At 63.9% G+C, this 15,764-nt stretch carries 19 protein-coding genes and 1 tRNA gene; 9 read left to right on the forward strand and 11 right to left on the reverse strand.

What is annotated here, in order from left to right; translation table 11 throughout:
- Positions 1-15 precede the first annotated feature (15 nt).
- A complete protein-coding gene (locus NKI39_RS28910) occupies positions 16-822 on the reverse strand; it encodes an AraC family transcriptional regulator (RefSeq protein ID WP_352474758.1) in 807 nt (268 codons plus the stop codon).
- Between the two features lie 202 nt (positions 823-1,024).
- On the opposite strand from NKI39_RS28910, the gene NKI39_RS28915 reads away from it, so the two are divergent.
- The 5 genes from NKI39_RS28915 to NKI39_RS28935 all read left to right on the forward strand — a co-directional run bounded on the left by NKI39_RS28915 (position 1,025) and on the right by NKI39_RS28935 (position 4,189).
- Positions 1,025-1,945, forward strand: coding sequence for a zinc-binding dehydrogenase (locus tag NKI39_RS28915; protein WP_352501145.1), 921 nt, complete (start codon positions 1,025-1,027; stop codon positions 1,943-1,945).
- 163 nt (positions 1,946-2,108) lie between these two features.
- Positions 2,109-2,185, forward strand: a tRNA-Arg gene (locus NKI39_RS28920).
- A 257-nt stretch (positions 2,186-2,442) separates the two neighbouring features.
- Positions 2,443-3,432 (forward strand): DUF2332 domain-containing protein, encoded by a 990-nt coding sequence (locus NKI39_RS28925; protein ID WP_352539902.1) that lies wholly within the window; start codon positions 2,443-2,445, stop codon positions 3,430-3,432.
- Positions 3,433-3,706: 274 nt separating this feature from the next.
- Entirely contained in the window at positions 3,707-3,916 is a 210-nt protein-coding gene (locus NKI39_RS28930; protein WP_352474763.1) for a hypothetical protein, read from the forward strand.
- A gap of 39 nt (positions 3,917-3,955) precedes the next feature.
- The gene (locus tag NKI39_RS28935; RefSeq protein ID WP_352539901.1) at positions 3,956-4,189 is read left to right on the forward strand and encodes a hypothetical protein; all 234 of its coding nucleotides are present in this window, start codon (positions 3,956-3,958) and stop codon (positions 4,187-4,189) included.
- Between the two features lie 106 nt (positions 4,190-4,295).
- On the opposite strand, the gene NKI39_RS28940 is transcribed toward NKI39_RS28935, so the two are convergent.
- From NKI39_RS28940 to NKI39_RS28950, 3 genes are all read right to left on the reverse strand, one after another.
- Positions 4,296-4,610, reverse strand: coding sequence for a hypothetical protein (locus tag NKI39_RS28940; RefSeq protein ID WP_352540042.1), 315 nt, complete (start codon positions 4,608-4,610; stop codon positions 4,296-4,298).
- 73 nt (positions 4,611-4,683) lie between these two features.
- Entirely contained in the window at positions 4,684-5,982 is a 1,299-nt protein-coding gene (locus NKI39_RS28945) for a cytochrome P450 (protein ID WP_352539900.1), read from the reverse strand.
- Between the two features lie 50 nt (positions 5,983-6,032).
- Positions 6,033-6,560 (reverse strand): metallophosphoesterase, encoded by a 528-nt coding sequence (locus tag NKI39_RS28950; RefSeq protein WP_502898628.1) that lies wholly within the window; start codon positions 6,558-6,560, stop codon positions 6,033-6,035.
- A 257-nt stretch (positions 6,561-6,817) separates the two neighbouring features.
- Between NKI39_RS28950 and NKI39_RS28955 the strand changes: the two genes are divergently transcribed.
- Together NKI39_RS28955 and NKI39_RS28960 are read left to right on the forward strand one after the other, a co-directional pair.
- On the forward strand, positions 6,818-7,147 hold the full coding sequence (locus NKI39_RS28955) for a hypothetical protein (protein WP_352615107.1): 330 nt from the start codon (positions 6,818-6,820) through the stop codon (positions 7,145-7,147).
- A gap of 101 nt (positions 7,148-7,248) precedes the next feature.
- Positions 7,249-7,797, forward strand: a complete 549-nt coding sequence (locus NKI39_RS28960; protein WP_352615109.1) for a DNA-3-methyladenine glycosylase — start codon at positions 7,249-7,251, stop codon at positions 7,795-7,797.
- A gap of 36 nt (positions 7,798-7,833) precedes the next feature.
- On the opposite strand, the gene NKI39_RS28965 is transcribed toward NKI39_RS28960, so the two are convergent.
- Entirely contained in the window at positions 7,834-8,100 is a 267-nt protein-coding gene (locus tag NKI39_RS28965; RefSeq protein WP_352455899.1) for a DUF3606 domain-containing protein, read from the reverse strand.
- A 157-nt stretch (positions 8,101-8,257) separates the two neighbouring features.
- Between NKI39_RS28965 and NKI39_RS28970 the strand changes: the two genes are divergently transcribed.
- Together NKI39_RS28970 and NKI39_RS28975 are read left to right on the forward strand one after the other, a co-directional pair.
- Positions 8,258-8,788 (forward strand): EF-hand domain-containing protein, encoded by a 531-nt coding sequence (locus tag NKI39_RS28970; protein WP_352836132.1) that lies wholly within the window; start codon positions 8,258-8,260, stop codon positions 8,786-8,788.
- A 170-nt stretch (positions 8,789-8,958) separates the two neighbouring features.
- Entirely contained in the window at positions 8,959-9,300 is a 342-nt protein-coding gene (locus NKI39_RS28975) for an antibiotic biosynthesis monooxygenase family protein (RefSeq protein WP_352539894.1), read from the forward strand.
- Between the two features lie 26 nt (positions 9,301-9,326).
- Here the strand turns inward: NKI39_RS28975 and NKI39_RS28980 are convergent, their stop codons facing one another.
- From NKI39_RS28980 to NKI39_RS29005, 6 genes are read right to left on the reverse strand one after another with little or no spacing between them, the layout of a single operon-like run.
- Positions 9,327-10,160 carry an SMP-30/gluconolactonase/LRE family protein gene (locus NKI39_RS28980; RefSeq protein WP_352836135.1) on the reverse strand — a complete coding sequence of 278 codons (834 nt, stop codon included), beginning with the start codon at positions 10,158-10,160 and terminating at the stop codon, positions 9,327-9,329.
- Positions 10,161-10,171: 11 nt separating this feature from the next.
- Positions 10,172-11,947 (reverse strand): CoA-transferase, encoded by a 1,776-nt coding sequence (locus tag NKI39_RS28985; RefSeq protein ID WP_352836138.1) that lies wholly within the window; start codon positions 11,945-11,947, stop codon positions 10,172-10,174.
- Positions 11,944-12,732 (reverse strand): enoyl-CoA hydratase/isomerase family protein, encoded by a 789-nt coding sequence (locus tag NKI39_RS28990; protein ID WP_352615119.1) that lies wholly within the window; start codon positions 12,730-12,732, stop codon positions 11,944-11,946. The genes NKI39_RS28985 and NKI39_RS28990 overlap by 4 nt, the downstream gene beginning before the upstream one ends.
- Before the next feature lie 2 nt (positions 12,733-12,734).
- Positions 12,735-13,940, reverse strand: a complete 1,206-nt coding sequence (locus tag NKI39_RS28995; RefSeq protein ID WP_352615121.1) for a CaiB/BaiF CoA transferase family protein — start codon at positions 13,938-13,940, stop codon at positions 12,735-12,737.
- An 18-nt stretch (positions 13,941-13,958) separates the two neighbouring features.
- Positions 13,959-14,744, reverse strand: coding sequence for an SDR family NAD(P)-dependent oxidoreductase (locus NKI39_RS29000; protein WP_023677038.1), 786 nt, complete (start codon positions 14,742-14,744; stop codon positions 13,959-13,961).
- A gap of 1 nt (position 14,745) precedes the next feature.
- Positions 14,746-15,741 carry an ABC transporter permease gene (locus NKI39_RS29005; RefSeq protein ID WP_352836141.1) on the reverse strand — a complete coding sequence of 332 codons (996 nt, stop codon included), beginning with the start codon at positions 15,739-15,741 and terminating at the stop codon, positions 14,746-14,748.
- Positions 15,742-15,764 lie beyond the last annotated feature (23 nt).

Here is a 15,764-nt window from a genome sequence, read left to right on the forward strand (position 1 = left end):
TGACCGCGTGCGGGTTCAGGCGACAAACGCAGAGCCGCCGTTTTGCGCGACACTGCTGAGATACTTTGCCGGCGGCTTGCCAAGCGCTTTCTTGAACATGGTGATGAAGGCGGTGACCGATTCGTAACCGAGATCGGCCGAAACCTGCTGCACGCTGGCGCCGGAGGCCAGCTCGCGCATTGCGACGATCAGGTGCAGTTGCTGGCGCCAGCGCCCGAAGGTCAGCCCTGTCTCCTTCACCACGAGACGTGCGAGACTGCTCTCGCTGAGCGCGACGCGACTGGCCCATTCCGCCAGGGTGCTGCGATCGGCAGGATCTTGCGCCAACGCCGCCGCGATGCGCCTCAAGCGCGGCTCGGACGAGATCGGCAAATGCAGCTGCTGGACAGGCATGCGCGGCAGTTCGGTGAGCAGAGCCCTGGTCAGGAGCTCGCCCCTCGCGTCATCGTCCTCAACGCGATCCGTCAGCTCTATGATGAGCTCGCGCAGCAACGGCGTGATCGAAAGCGTGCAGCACCGGTCCGGCAGGTCGGCAGCTCCCGGTTCGATATAGACGAAGAAAATCCGGGCATTGGCGGTCGCGATATTGCTGTGCTCCATGTCGCCGGGAATCCACACCGCGCAATGCGGCGGCACCATCCACAGACCGCTGGGGACGCGACATGTGACGCCGCCGCCCAGCGCGAAGACGAGTTGCCCCTTGCGGTGGTGGTGGTCCGGCACCTCCGCCCCGGTTTCGGTAACGTCAACGCGCACGGCGATTGCCGGGGCGAGGACGTCATCCGGATCGAAAGGCCAGGGGTAGCGGAGCGGCTGTCTCACATTGACTGTTTTTAGCGATCGACTGCCAAGATATCTAAATTACTCAAACAGGAAAGTCGATAGTTTAGGGATGAGTAACTCAGAAGCCGACAGGCGGACTTCCATTTAGCCATGCCCTGCTTGCGTTCTGAACGTCGGACCAACAAGCCCGGCGCACGAAAACAGGCTGGCGTCCGCCACGCAGCAAGAAGGGACGATACCAATGCTCGCCTTGGTCACATCTTCCGACAGCGCCACCGGGTTGCGGCTCGCCGAGCTTGGTGAGCCCGAGCCCGCCCCGCATGAGGCGCTGGTCTCGGTCCGGGCAGTCTCGCTGAACCGCGGCGAACTGCGCTTGCTCAACATCCGTCCGAACGGCTGGGTGCCTGGCCAGGACGTCGCCGGAATTGTCGAGCGCGCCGCGGCCGACGGCTCCGGGCCGGCCGTCGGCGCCCGGGTTGCGGCTCTGGTCGACGAGGCCGGGTGGGCCGAACGGGTCGCCGTTCCGACCGACCACCTCGCCGTCCTGCCGGACGACGTCAGCTTCGTCTCCGCCGCCACTGTTCCGGTCGCGGGCACGACCGCGCTGCGGACCCTGCGCCTCGGCGGCGACCTGGCCGGCCAGCGGGTCCTGATTACCGGCGCAAGCGGCGCGGTCGGCCGTTTCCAGATCCAGATCGCCCGCCAGCAGGGCGCGTCGGTGGTGGCGGTCGCCGCTGAACGGCATGCCGACGATCTCCGCGGCCTCGGAGCCGAGCGGGTCGTCGAAACGATCGAGCTGACCGAAGGACTGTTCTCGCTGATTACCGAATCGGTGGGCGGCGATAGCCTCGCCCACGCGATCGAACGGATCGCGCCCGGCGGGACCGTCGTCATGTTCGGCTCGAGCCGCGGCGAACTCACGCCCATCGGCTTCCGCCAGTTCGTTCCGGGGCACGAAGGTGCGCGGCTGCAGACCTTCGCCTACTACGCTTCCGGTCCGGAGGTAGGCGCCGACATCGCCTCGCTGCTCGCGCCGATCGCAGCCGGCCGGCTCGAAACGCGGGTGGTCCTCACCGTGCCGTGGCGGGACGTCGGTCAAGCCCTCGACGCGCTGCGGCAGCGCAGCATCAGCGGCAAGGCGGTGCTTACCGTGACCGAATGAGCAGGCGGTGGCGGCGGACGGGACGGTGTCTGTCTCCCCCGGGCTGCTACGGCAGTTTGAGCCCGCTGGCGATTGCCCGTTGAAGCCGGCGCCTGCTTCCGCTAAGAAGCCGTGGCTGGCCGGTTTACCGGCTGGTTCGTTTTTGGGATCACCGATCCTGAAAGCACCCGTAGCTCAGCTGGATAGAGCGCTGCCCTCCGAAGGCAGAGGTCACAGGTTCGAATCCTGTCGGGTGCGCCAAATCTCAAATTGTCCAACCCGGAGACATGGGTTGCGGTTTATACCGGAGACATGGTGGACCGCATCCCTGGGTGAGACACCAATTAGGGACAGTTCCCCAGATTTTGGATTGCGTACGACCTCATAACGCAACGGTTAAGTAGGCGACCGCGGCAAGTCCGCTGGGGTCAAGCCTGTGTAAAAACGCCGTGGCCTGGTCCAATCAGATCCGTGGATCGTGTATTGTGATGGGACGTCGGGACCGAGGATCAGCGGATATGGACGAGGAGGGCTTGGCCGAGATCTCAGCCCGATATATTCGCTTCGCCGATACGGAAGCTCGCGGTCGCTCGCCGCTCTACGAGGAGTTGGCTCGGGCAGTCGCTGGGGATCGGGAGGCGCTCGGTTTCCTGTCGACTCTTCCGGACCTAAAGCGGCAACCGAACCTTCTACTTGCAGCGGTGCGTCACTTGTTCGGCACGCCAACAGGGTGGACCGAGCTTCGCCAGGCGCTTCAGGCTAATCCCGACGCTATCCGCTCGCTCATGCTCGAGCGCTCAACGCAAACCAACGAGCCGGGAAGATGCGCCACCCTGCTCCCCGTCCTGGCGCGTTTGCCGCAGCCGCTGGCCCTCATCGAGGTCGGGACCTCCGCAGGGCTCTGCCTCATGCCCGACCTCTACGGCTATGACTACGGACGCAAGGTGATCCGCGCACCTGCAATGGCCTTGGAGCCGCCTGTCTTCCGATGCCTCGCTAGCGAAACAACGCCATTGCCGACGGCCTTGCCGCAAGTCGTCTGGCGGGCTGGATTGGACCTGAGCCCGATAGATGCTTCGGACGACTCGCAAGTCGCATGGCTTGAGACACTGGTCTGGCCGGAACAGACAGCACGGCTTGCCAATCTGCGGGCGGCCCTAAAGATCGCTGCCACAGTCAAGCCTCGGGTGGTGAAGGGCGACCTGCGCGGGAGCGACCTCGTGCAACTCTGCAACGAAGCGCCAAACGACGCTACACTCGTCATCTTTCACACAGCCGTCCTCGACTATGTCTCCGACCTTGGTGACAGAGAAGCTTTCGCCGAGCAGGCGATGCGTCTCTCGCCTTATTGGGTATCGAACGAGTTCCCTCGCGTCTTCCCGTCCATCGCCACACGCGCCGGAACAAGCTGGCCGCCTGGCCGCTTCCTCCTATCTGCGAACGGCTCCCCTGTAGCTTGGACTGACCCGCATGGCGCCTCGCTCGAATGGATCGCGGACGAGGCGTAGGCTATAGGTCGTGGATTGCCGTCCTTGGCCAGAGACGCCATCAGTTCTCAGTTTCATCAATGCTCGTCTGCCACTGCTTGCGTCTTGAATTCGCGGCAAGCGCCCTTCGGACTTGCTACCGGGCGGTTGAACCCAGGAACAGCGCGTTGGGCGCGCGAAGACCGCATCCGCAGTCGGGAACCACAGCTATCGGCAAGCCGTTTACGCTGCAAACCCGCCTGTCGATCCTCAGAGCCGGGCGAGTTTTCCGAGATCCACCAATTGGAGATTGATCATGACTAGCGCTGCCGACCGCGATCCGCGCCACCACACGCAGAAAATGCAGAAAAAGTTGGAGGAGGTGAAGCAGCACCTTCGCGAGGACATCGAGAAGGTCGATGAGCCGCAGCTGAAGGCGATGTTCGAGACGTCCGCCGAGGTGATCGGCGGTCTCCAGAAGGCGTTCCAGGACTATGAACAGAAGAATGAACCCGCTTGGCGTTAAACGGCTTCTTCGCGGGTAGGTTTCAAAGGAGCGCCCCCCGTGCCTGCACCACCTGAAATGGATGTCGTCCTCGAAAAGCTGCCTTTGAGGATAGGCGCCTATATCCCCGACGACTTGCTGGAGGACTGGTTTGCGCCGGGAACCGGCATGAACCCGGTCAGCAAGGAGGCGCTTGCCGCCGCCAAGAACTACGGCTGGCGCTTCGAATGCGAGTTCAAGCACTACCCCGAACGCAAGGAAGGCGTGTTCTGGAAGTGGGTGCCGGCGATCTGACCGCCGCTGGACGGTTCATCGTTCCGCGGAAACGCAGAACCGGTCTATCGTATTGTTTGACGCAAATACCGGACGGAAAACCGCTTCACACTTTTCCTGGAATTGCTCAGCCTCCGCCTATCGGCGTCGTCACCTTGCCGGTTCCGCCGCATTCGGGGCAGGTGCGGCCGTCGATCATGCCTGACCCTGCACAGCGGCGGCAAATATTCTCGCCAGCGCCTGGAGTGCCTGCGGGGACTTCGTCCGTGTTGGTCTGACCGGCTTGCCGGGGCTTGCCCTGCAGCTTGTTTCTCAGCCGGGCGACCCAGCCTTCGTCGACCTCGAGCGGCCTGCTGCTATCGTCCGGCAGGCCTTCGCCGGATTGGCCGATGGTTTCATTGCGCGGCCGGTCGTTCGCGCCTGTCGTGATCTTCTGAGCCATTGCGTTTGCCTTTACGCCTTGCAATTTTCGAACGCCTCAGCTCCGCAGAGGTTCCGGTTCGACCGGCAGCCTTTCAGCGGGGTGTTTGCCGCACATTATCTATCCTGAACCCGGATTTCGGCCGCGCCGGCATGCGGGCAAGCGAGACGGTCATATCCTGATCAGGCACCTGGTAGGCCATCGACCGCGTCAGCAGGCGAACCGCTTCCATGATCAGCGCGACGGTGACGGCTTCTCCGGGGCAGCGATGGGTAGTCGCCGGATCTCCGCCGCCATGCGGGATGAAGTCGAAGCCGTGGGTTTTCCAGCTCAAGCCGCGCTCCGGGATAAATCGGTCCGGCTCCACAAACAGGCGCGGATCATGGTTGGTGCCGTGCAGGTCGAGCAGGACCCAGTCGCCTTGGTGGAAACGGTAGCCCTTCCATTCGAAGGGGTGGCGGGCGCGGCCGCCGATGAACGGGAAGAACGGGTAGAGCCGGCGAATCTCCTCGGCGAAGGCTTCCAGCCCGTCGTCATCGCCGGCGGCGAACTTGTCATACCATTGGCGGTGCTGGTGAAGCGCCAGCGCCGCAAACATGATGAAGCGGCCGATGGCGACGATTGGACGGATAATGTTGATGATTTCGACCGCGGCACTGGCAAGATCGAGCGGCATTCCCTCGGCATCGACATGTTCGCTGACCAGGCGGACCGGGCTGTTTGCCGGCAAATCAAGCGCGCCGCTTCGAACGCGCCGTACAAGCTCGCCGATAGTGCGTTCGGTCCGGCGTCGCCGCCACAGCGCCAGCACGGTCGACGGCCCAATGCCGCCGGCGTTCTCGACCATGCCGCTGAGCTCGCGGCAGAGTTCGGCGCGATCCTTGTCGGCGGGGATGCCGGCCCAAGCCGCTGCCGCCTGGGTCAGGACGAGGTTTACGGCGTCGAACAGGACGATCTCGTCACGCCGCTGCCAGTCTTCCAGCTGGTCGAGCCAGGCGCGACGGAAGGTTGCGCGGAGCCGCTCGATCTGGTCACCATCCAACAGGATCGACAGGAAAAGCGCCTTGCGGTGGCGGTGAGCGGCGCCGTCGAGCGCCTGGACGCTGCCCTTGTCCTGCAGCAGACGCAGCGTGGTCTGCGGCATCGCACCAATTCGGGTGAAGTGGTCGCCGCCATAAAACATCTCGGCAGCCTCGGCACCACGGACACAGATTGCCGGCCGCAGCATCAGGCGCGTCGCAAAGATGTCGGTGTTCATGCGCCGGCAGCGGGCCGAAATGAAGTCATAGCCCTCGCGCAGCAGGGCCAAGGTGCTGTCGAACGCGGCATCGCGCGGGATGGGCTTTGCGACACGCTTGCCGCCGTCGGCATCGATCAGTTCACGTCTGTTCATGGCGTGCTCCCTGGCGTTGAAATTCCTCAACGCACGGCCGGCACTTTCGATCACTCGACTTTTTGACGGCTTTGCCGCGCCGCCCTTTGGCCGCGGCTGGCAAGGATGGTGGTCAGCGTGACCGGACGAAAATCCCAGCTGTCGACGCCGACGTCATACTGGCGCGTGACCGGGGTCAGCCTGCCGTGGGAATGGCCATGCAGGTCGATCGATTTCCTGCCGATCTGGTTCCAGGTGCGAAAAGGGTAGTGACAAAGGATCAGCAGACTGCCGTCGAGCGCCAGCTCCTTGTAGTGTTGCGTGCTCGCCCAACCTGTGGCCTCGATGGTGGCCGCAGCATCGTTGTTGCCGATGATCAAATGCTTGCTGCCATGAAGAGACGCCAGAAGCGACGACACGAACGCGGCCGATCCCCTGGCAAAATCGCCGAGATGCCAGACCTCGTCGTCCGGCCCGACAGTCTCGTTCCAGAACGCAACGAGCGACCGGTCATGTTCCGCCAGCGAGCCGAACGGGCGGCGGTCGATGCGCAAAATGCGCGGGTCGCTGAAATGCGTGTCGGCGGTGAAGTAGATCATGCGCTGGAGCCTGTTTCGAACTGCCGATCTGGGCGCGTGGCGCACCAAGTCCATGTTGCTCTCCCGATGCTTGCTCAACCCGCTCGATCGCCGGTTGTTCCTGGAAGCAGGCCCAGGCGGTTTCCGCTCGTTGGCACTTTGAAACGGGGGAACTTTGAACCGGGGAACTTTGAACCGGGGAATTTTGAAACGGGGGAACTTTGAAATGAGACGCAGGTTAGAATGCTTGAGGCCGATGCTCTGAAAGGACCTCGACGATGACCGACGCAGCACCTCTTGGGCGAAGCCCGGCTCAGGCGCGGGGCGATATCGACGCCGGGCGCGAAGGGGACAAGACCCCGGGCATCGATCCGGCTGCGGCTCCCATGGAAACGGACGCGGAATCCGCCGGCAACGCTCCGCCGAAGAGCCCTGCCGCGCGCCATGAAACGCCGAAGTTTACCAACCAGGCGAGCTATGCCAATGCGATGCGCCCGCTGACGGATGAGCCCGACGTCCAACCGAGCAGATATGGGCCAGTCATGGTGATTGCCGCCATCGTCGTGCTGGCCGCTGCAGTTTTCATCGGCGCGGCCATGCTGCGCTGAATACAGCCGTTCCAGACCCGCGGCGCAGTGGCTGGACATTTTGCTTCCGGTCCGAGAATTTGTTGTCGCGCCAGGTCCAGGCGCGATCAGTCCGGTGCACGTTGGCTACGAACCATCAATTCTTTGCCCGTGACGCCACCATCGTGGCGCGCGACATGATTGGCGCCTCGCTGCTTTTGCACGGCGTTGGCGGCAGCATCGTCGAGACCGAGGCCTATCGCCCGGATGACCCGGCTTCGCATGCTTTCGGTGGCAGGACGGTGCGCAACGGCGCAATGTTCGGCGCCCCGGGCAGCGCGTATGTCTATCGCTCCTATGGCCTGCATTGGTGCCTCAATGCCGTGTGCCTGCCCGGCAGTGCCGTGCTTATCCGCGCAATCGAACCGCGATTAGGGCTGGAGGTGATGCGGGCCAATCGCCGCGTTGACGATCCCCGGCTGCTTTGCTCGGGACCGGGCCGCCTTTGCCAGGCGCTGGCTATCGACAAATCTTATGACGGGCTGCCGCTGGACCTGCCGCCATTCGAATTCAGGCCGCCGAGCGAAGCCGGCGCCGTTCTGACAGGCCGCCGGATCGGCATTTCCAAGGCTGTCGATGCCGAGTGGCGGTTCGGACTGCGCGGCTCGGACTATTTGAGCCGCAAGTTCTGATGCCCGCGGCAGCGGCAGAGCAGTTGCCCCCCGGCATCACTCGTCGGGTTTGCCGAGATGCATGGGTGTCGCCTGCTGGCGGGCTTCCCTGGTCACCTCGTCGGCTCCGGCAGGTGAAATCCCTCGCAATGCCTTCGCAGCTACGGTCAGGCGCCCGCGATCATTGCCGAAGCTCTTGATCAGCTGGCGGACCTGGTCGGCCGTGACGCCGTTCTGTTGGGCAAAATACTCGACTTCACGGTCGTCTTCCGCAGCAACGCGGTCGCGCTCGCGGAAATCTCGCTTGCTCTTATCGTCGGCCATTTTTTCCTCCTGGTGGAGCTTTGCATCAATGGCAACGTGAGCAAGCGGCTTTCGTTGCCGCGACCAGGCGGACTTTTGCGCCGTCGAGCCGGACTGCCCAGGAACCATGAGGCGAGCAGCCGGTTTGGCTTGGATGCAGCGGCCCACAATTCACACGATGGAGATTACGATGACGCTCGCAAGCAAAACCACTGTAATTGCTGCGGCGCTGGCCATGTTGGCCGCGCCGGCATTCGGCCAGACGAGCCCACCTGCGCCCGCCGCGCCGGCGCCGGATCGTGGCGCCGAACAGTCGCCCGCAATGAGCGGGCAGAGCCAGGATGCCATGCGCGATATGATGCGCCAGATGATGACTGAGATGCTGGAGGAGAGAATGCAGGAAGATCGCGCGCCCCGGGAGGAACGGCGAGGTCCCGACCGCTGGCATCGCGGCTACAGGATGGGCCCGCCTGAGCGAGGGTGGGAGATGGGAGGGCGCGGCGGCATTCCACGCGGGATGCATGGCGCGAAGATGCGAATGATGTTCGCCATAGTAGATGCGGACGGCGATGGCGCGCTTTCTCAGAGCGAAGTCCAGGATTTCGTCGGGCGAATATTCAACGCCGTCGATGAGGACGGTGACGGCAGCGTCGACATGCAGGAAATCCGGTCCTTCTTCCACGGAGGCGGCGCCGAGGATCAGGAGTAAGTCTCCTACCGGTCGGCAGGAGGCCTGTCTGGGGCAGCGCGAGCTCGTCGGCCGGGGAGGATAAAAAGTCGCCGGCAACTGGATACCAGGCTGCCAGCCGGGGAGATGCGTTCCTTGGCTGGCCTTGCCGAACGCCGCGGACCAATCAGACCAGCAGGAATTCATTGGCCATGACAGAGAAAGCTACAGAGAAATCCCCGACCATCGCTCGTATCTGGCGCGGCAGAACCGTGCCTGAAAAGGCGGATGCCTATGAGAGTTACAATTACGAGGCCGGCATCAAGCCGCTGATCGAGAAGGCCCTGGGCGTTCAGACCTTTCGCGAGGACACGACGACCCATTCGGAATTCGTGACGATCTCCTATTGGGAAAACGTCGAGGCGATGGCGGCGCTCACCGGCGGCGATCCGACAAAAATCCACCATCTCGAGCGGGACGAAGAGTTCCTGATCGAGCTGCCGTCGCGGGTGCAGGTGTTGCGCATCCGATCGAGTCACGGGCGGCTGGGATAGGGCAGCGCCGCCCGGTTCGGCCCGATCTAGGAAATCGCCGTCAAGTCGATTTCGGTGATGTGCCAGCGGCCGAGATTTGCGGTGTAGAGCTTGTCGCCCTTGAAGGCAATGTTGGTTGGGTGGGCGAGCGTCGTTGCCGCCGGATCCTCGATCAGCACCTCGAGCCCGCTGTGTTTTCGCCAACGATAGATGCGGCTGGGCTCGTAGCATGAGATGAACAGCGACCCGTCCGGCGCCAAGGCGACGCCATCGGGAACGTTGCTCACGCCGTCCACGACGAGTTGGCGAGGTCCTGCCGTGCCGTCGGCACGGATTGGCACATAGCTGAGGCAGGCCGCATGGCTTTCCACGACGTAAAGCCCATCGCCACCCGGCGCCATCGCCATGCCGTTGGCGAAGGCCATGGTCTCGCTGCACCACAGGCCGCCTTCGCCGGTCTTCAAATCGTAGCGAAAAATGCCGGAGCGGTTGTCTTCGCCGAGGCTGTCCGACACGTAGAGCCAGCCGCGTGTCTCGTCGACGATCGGATAGTTCGGCACGCGGATGCCGGCCGAGGCGAAGCGCTGCATACCAGCCGTCGCGGCATCCCAGCGAAAGATCGCCGAATGTCTCAAATCGCATGCAAAACAGTTTCCCGCGCTATCGAAGGCGATGCCGAGCAGAAAGCCCTCCGTACCGCCCATGCGTTCGACCGAGCCGCCATCGGCGGCCAAGCGCAGCAGGTCGCCGGTTTCGGTGCCGCACCAGATCGAGCCGTCGCAATGGATGGCCACGCCTTCCGGATGGGCGATGCGCGGGCTGGTGAAGATGCCATCGAAGAAGACCCTCGCGGCCGACATTTCGAGCAACGGCTTTGCCATGCGCACCCCCTTCAATCCGGTGCAGTATGCGACCGCTGTGCGGCGATGCAGCGCTCGACCATCCGCCGGTCGGTGGCCAGGATCTCGGCGATCAGGGCGCTGCGCTCCCTGGCGCTGACGAATTCGAGGCGCCGCAGGCCGAGCGGGTCGATGCGGTTTCGCAGGATGTCGAGCGTCTCGTTTGAGGGTAGCGCAACTTCGCGGCAATCGGCATCGAATGTCAGGGCAAAGCCGGTGGCATCCTGGAGCTGCTGGCGCGTCACGCACGGCATGGTCTCGATGACGGCCAATTGCCGGCTCTCCCCGTCGAGCCGAAACACGCAAAGGTCGGTGAACACCAATGCCGCGCCGGTCCGATAGCCCATCGGCTCGCGTTCGGCCTCAGTCAACAGGCCGCGCGCCGAGCTGGCAATCTCGACCGTCTCGACCAGCGACTGCACGGAATGGCGGGGGACGTAGAGCAGATAATCGCGATGCATGTTGGCGACGTCGGCCATGCCGCCTTGCCCGGGCAGCCGGATAAGGCTGCCGTCACGCTTGCGCAGCGCAATGGTGTTGACGCGCCCACGGCGGTCGACCTGCGCGGCACCGACGATCTCATGCGTCACCGCGCCGGCCTGGTAATAGGTCGAATAGGTGTCGTCGCCGCCGGCATGCGCCACCGCCGTCTCGCAATCGAGGCTTTCGATCAGCGACAGGATCATCGGGCTCGGTGCTATGTCGAGATGGCCGCAACTCATGGTGGCGATGATCATGTCCGGCGCGTGCGTCGCTTTGGCCAGCCGGTAGGCGACATTGGCGAGCGGCGACACCGCGCCGGCACTTGCAAAGCTCTCATTGTCAAGCTCAGCGGCGATGCGGGCGGCGATGATCTCGTCGATGGACGCCTCCTTGTTGCCGTGCACGAGCCTGGGCATTGCGAGGACTGTTTCAGCGCGGACTTTTGCAGCATCTTGAACCCGCTCCGGCACGCCTTCCGAAGGCATGCTCAGGCTGTCCGGCAAAGGTATTTCCTTGGCCGCGAACGCCCCCGCCAACGCTTGATAATCCGTCACATAGAATGGCAGGCAGGAGGCGGGATAGGCGCCGCCTGGTGCCAGCGCGATCGCCGACACCTGGTTGCGGGTCAAAATGCTCTGCCGACCATCATGCCGCAGCGCTCCGACCGGGACGATCTCCTCAACCGTGACCAGCACCTCGCGCGCCGCGCCGGCCATGGCGAAGTCGAGCGCCCGTGGTCCGATGATCTGGACATTGCCGCTCTCGTCGGCACGCTGGGCATGGACGACGAAGGTATCGAGCCGCAAGGCCGGGATGATCCCGGTCGTGATTCCCGCGATCGGATCGGGCGCGGCGATCGCACCCGGCACGCGCGCCAGCATGTCCGAACCCTCCGGAAGCTGAAACGGCATCAACGGCAGGTTCTGCTGCCCCGCCCGCAGCGCCTGGATCATGGCCAGCGCCGTCCAGTCGCGGACCGGCACGGCATTGGTCTCGGCGGCCGCGCGGAAGCGCGGCGGCAAGCCAAAAATATCGAGGCTGGAAAAGCAGATATCGACCTCCGCCACGGCATTCGCTTCGAGAAGCAGTTCGAGCGGCAGGCCGCCGGCCCAGCAGACATAGCGAAGATCCTTGACGCCCAAGCGGGCGATGGCCCGCAACAAGGCGATCGGCAGCCGGGCAAAATGATGGCCACCGACACCGAAGACGTCGCCGCCGCCGACCATCGCGGCCAGGCCCTCGACATCGGTGAAGCGCGGCCGGTTCGGCTTGACCAGGGAGATCATTGCCCGGCCTTCTTCGGCCGCGTCGCGCTCTTTTCAGCAAATTCCTTGACGCGCCGCTGGCCGATCTCGCTGCGGTACAGGCCACCCAGGACATCGCGCTCCATGGCAAGGCCGTCGGCCAGATCGCCCGACACGGCGTGCACGGTCAGCGCTTTCAGCCCTTCAATCGCTGCGGCCGGTTCGGCGGCGATCATCTCGGCGAGTTCCCGCACCCGCGGCATCAGCCTTTCGGCATCGACGATCTCGTTGACCAGACCGGCGCCGACGAACTCGGAAGCCGGCACGATGGCGCCGGTCATCAGCAGAAAATTGGCGCGGTTGCGGCCGAGCTTCTGGACGCTGCGCTGGGTGCCGCCGCCGCCGGGGACCAGCCCGAGCTTGATCTCGGGCAGGCCGAGCTTCGCGAACTGGTTGGCGATGACGATGTCGCAGCACAGCACCAGCTCCATGCCGCCGCCGAGCGCAAAGCCGTTGACCGCGGCGATGACCGGCTTGCGGTTGTTCTCGACCGCCGCATACATGCGCGTGCCGGCAGCCTGGAAGGCATCGAACTCGATAGCTGTCTGGGCGGCATATTCCTTGATGTCGGCGCCGGCCATGAAGCCGCGCCCCTCGCCGGTCACCACGATCGCGCCGACCCCGTCATCCCGCGACAGCGCCTCGAAAACCTCGGTGATCTCGCTCTGCATCAGCCGGTTCATGGCGTTGAGCTGATCGGCGCGCCGGAAGGTAACGACCGCGACGCGCCCAGATATTTCCAAGGTGAGTGCCTGGTAAACGCTCATCGTCAGGCAGCATCCACGGTCATGTCGCCGGATGCCTCAAGTGCTGCAATCTCGCCGCTGGAGAGGCCGAATTCGGCCAGTATCTCGCGGCCATGCTGGCCGACCAGCGGCGCCGGCCGCTCTATGGTAGCCGGCGTCTCACTCATCTTGACCGCCGGCGCGACCACCCTGACCCTGCCGCCGCGGGGATGATCGTAGCTGGTGATCATGCCCAGGTGCTTGACCTGCGGGTCCTCGGCTGCGCGCCTTATGTCCTTCACCTCGGCACACCAGATGTCGGCTGCCAGCAGCCGCGCCAGCAGGTCCTGCGTGGCAAACTTCCTGGTTTCGGCGTTGACCTTGTCGAACACCTCGTCGCGCCTGTCGAACAGCGTCTTCAGATCGTCGTAGACAGCAAGCTGCGGCGCCTCCAGCACTTCATACAGCGTCTTGAACGGGCTCATGGCGATCGACACATAGCCGCCGTCCTTCGCTTCATAGACGCCGAACGGCGCCTGCATGCCGGGGTGGCCGATGCCGGAATTCGGGCGCACGAAATCCTCACCGAGATTGAGCACGGCGACATATTCCTGATTGAGATGCGCCAGCATGCCGGCGAGCAGATTGACCTCGATCTTCTGGCCCTTGCCGGTCTTCTCGCGATAGTAGAGCGCCGACAGGATGCCGTAGACCATGTTCATGGCGCCGATCTGGTCGGCCAGGCCGGCACCGGCCGGAACAGGAGCCTGATCGCCGCGGCCGGTGTTGGAGATCAACCCGGACAGCCCCTGGATCAGCATGTCCTGGCCGGGGCGCTCGACATAGGGGCCTTCCTCGCCATAGCCGGAGCCCGAGCAATAGATAATGGCGGGATTGACCGCCCTGAAATCCTCGTAGCCATAGCCGAGCCTGGCGAGCACGCCGGGGCGGAAATTCTGCACCACCACATCGGCCTTCTCAGCCATGTCCATGATGATGGCATGCACCTTGCGACTTTTCAGGTTGAGCGCGATGGAGCGCTTGTTGCGGTTCCAGGCGAGGAAATTCGGGCTTTCGGAGCCGCCGACCCATTTGGCGAAGAAGGTCATGCCGCGGAACATGTCGCCGGCGCCGGCACGCTCGATCTTGATGATGTCGGCGCCCATGTCGCCGAGCAGTTGCGTGGCGAACGGCCCTTGCAGCAGATGGCTGAAATCGAGAATGCGGACGCCTTCGAGGGCTTTGTTCATTTCATGTCTCGTTGGTTGTCAAAGCAGGTCGGGTACGTAGCGGGGTGCCGCGGTGAGGCCGCCGTCGACGCGCAGGTCGGTACCGGTGGTGAAGCCGGCGGCGTCGGAGGCCAGATAGACGGCGGCTTCGGCCACCTCGGACGGTTTGCCGATGCGGCCGAGCGGATGCATCTTGACCCAGGCCTTGGCGAGATTGCCGCCGATCTCCTTGACCAATTTGTCGTTCATCGGCGTGTTGATGGTGCCGGGCGAGATCGAGTTGACGCGGATGTTGAGCGGGCCGAACTCGACCGCCATCTGGCGCGTCATCGCCATCACCGCACCCTTGGCGCCGGCATAGGCGGTCCAGCCGTCGAGCCCGATATGCCCTTGTGCCGAGGCCATGTTGATGATCGAGCCCGATTTCTGCGCGATCATATGTGGCAGCGCATATTTGCAGCCGCGGAACACGCTGGTAAGGTTGACCGCGATCAGCCGGTGCCACTGCTCGTCGCTCATTTCGTGAACCGGCATGCCGCCGATGGCGATGGCGGCATTGTTGACGAGAATATCAAGATGGCCGGTCTTGCCGACGGCTGCGTCGATCAGGGCGGCGATGTCGGCCTCCTCCGCCACGTCGCAATGGATGTAGTCGGCGCGGTGGCCGGCGGCGCGCAGCTCGGCTGCGAATTTTTCACCCTTCTCGTCGGCGATGTCGCCGAGGAAGACGTGCGCGCCTTCCCTTGCCATCGCCTCGCTGATCGCGTGGCCGATGCCGTCGGCGGCGCCGGTGACGATTGCGGTTTTCCCTTTGAGACGATCCATATCAGCCTCCAATGGCGCGCCGGCGCTTTGCTTCGTCGAAGGCGACGGCGGCAATGATGATCATGCCGGTGATGACCAGTTGCCACTCGGTCGGCAGGCCGAGACCGCGCAGCCCGTTGGACAGGAACTGCAGGATCAGCACGCCGAGCGCCATGCCGGTCAGGCTGCCTATGCCGCCGGCAAGGCTCACCCCGCCGAGCACGGTGGCGGCGACGACCTGGAACTCGAAATTCAGCCCGGCCGTATGCTGCGCCGAACCGACGCGGGCTGCCAGGATGATGCCGGCTACCGTCGCCAGCAGCGCGCTGATGATGAAGCAGGTGAACTTGACGCGGGGCACGTCGTAACCCGCCAGCCGTGCCACTTCCGGATTGCCGCCGACGGCATAGATCTGCCGTCCGAACGGCCGGTGCTGCATCACGTAGGCGAAGACGGCGAGCAGGACGATGGCGATGACAGCCGAATAGGGAACGACGTTGAACAGGCGGCCGTCCGACAGCGCGATGAAGCTGTCGAGCGCGGCGTCGTCTGGAATAGCACGCTGGCCGGTATAGAGATAAACGCCGCCGCGCATGATGAACATCGTGCCCAGGGTCACGATCAGCGAGTTGATGCCGGCATAGGCCGTCAGATAGCCATTCACGACGCCGATGATCAGCCCGAACAGCAGCGCGCCGCTGATGCCGAGCAGCAGAGAATTCGTGTCGTTCATGATGATGATCAGCGGCAGTGCGATCGTCGCCAGCAGCGAGCCGATCGAGATGTCGACCTCGCCTGATATGAAGACGATGGCGCAGCCGATGCCGGCTGTCAGCGCCAGCGAAGCCTGACCGAGCACATTGGTGATGTTGCGCACGGAGAAGAAATTCTCGGCGGTGAAGGAAAAGAACGCGATCACCAGGATGAGGCAGAGGAGCAATGCCAATTCCTGCCGCGCGACGAGCCGCGCCAGCATGGACGGCCCAGCTTTCATGGTGTCGGTGCTTGCCAGGCTCATCGCTTGGTCCCTTTGCGAAGCGT

The sequence above is a fragment of the Mesorhizobium sp. M0664 genome, from assembly GCF_040320565.1.
Taxonomy (GTDB): domain Bacteria; phylum Pseudomonadota; class Alphaproteobacteria; order Rhizobiales; family Rhizobiaceae; genus Mesorhizobium.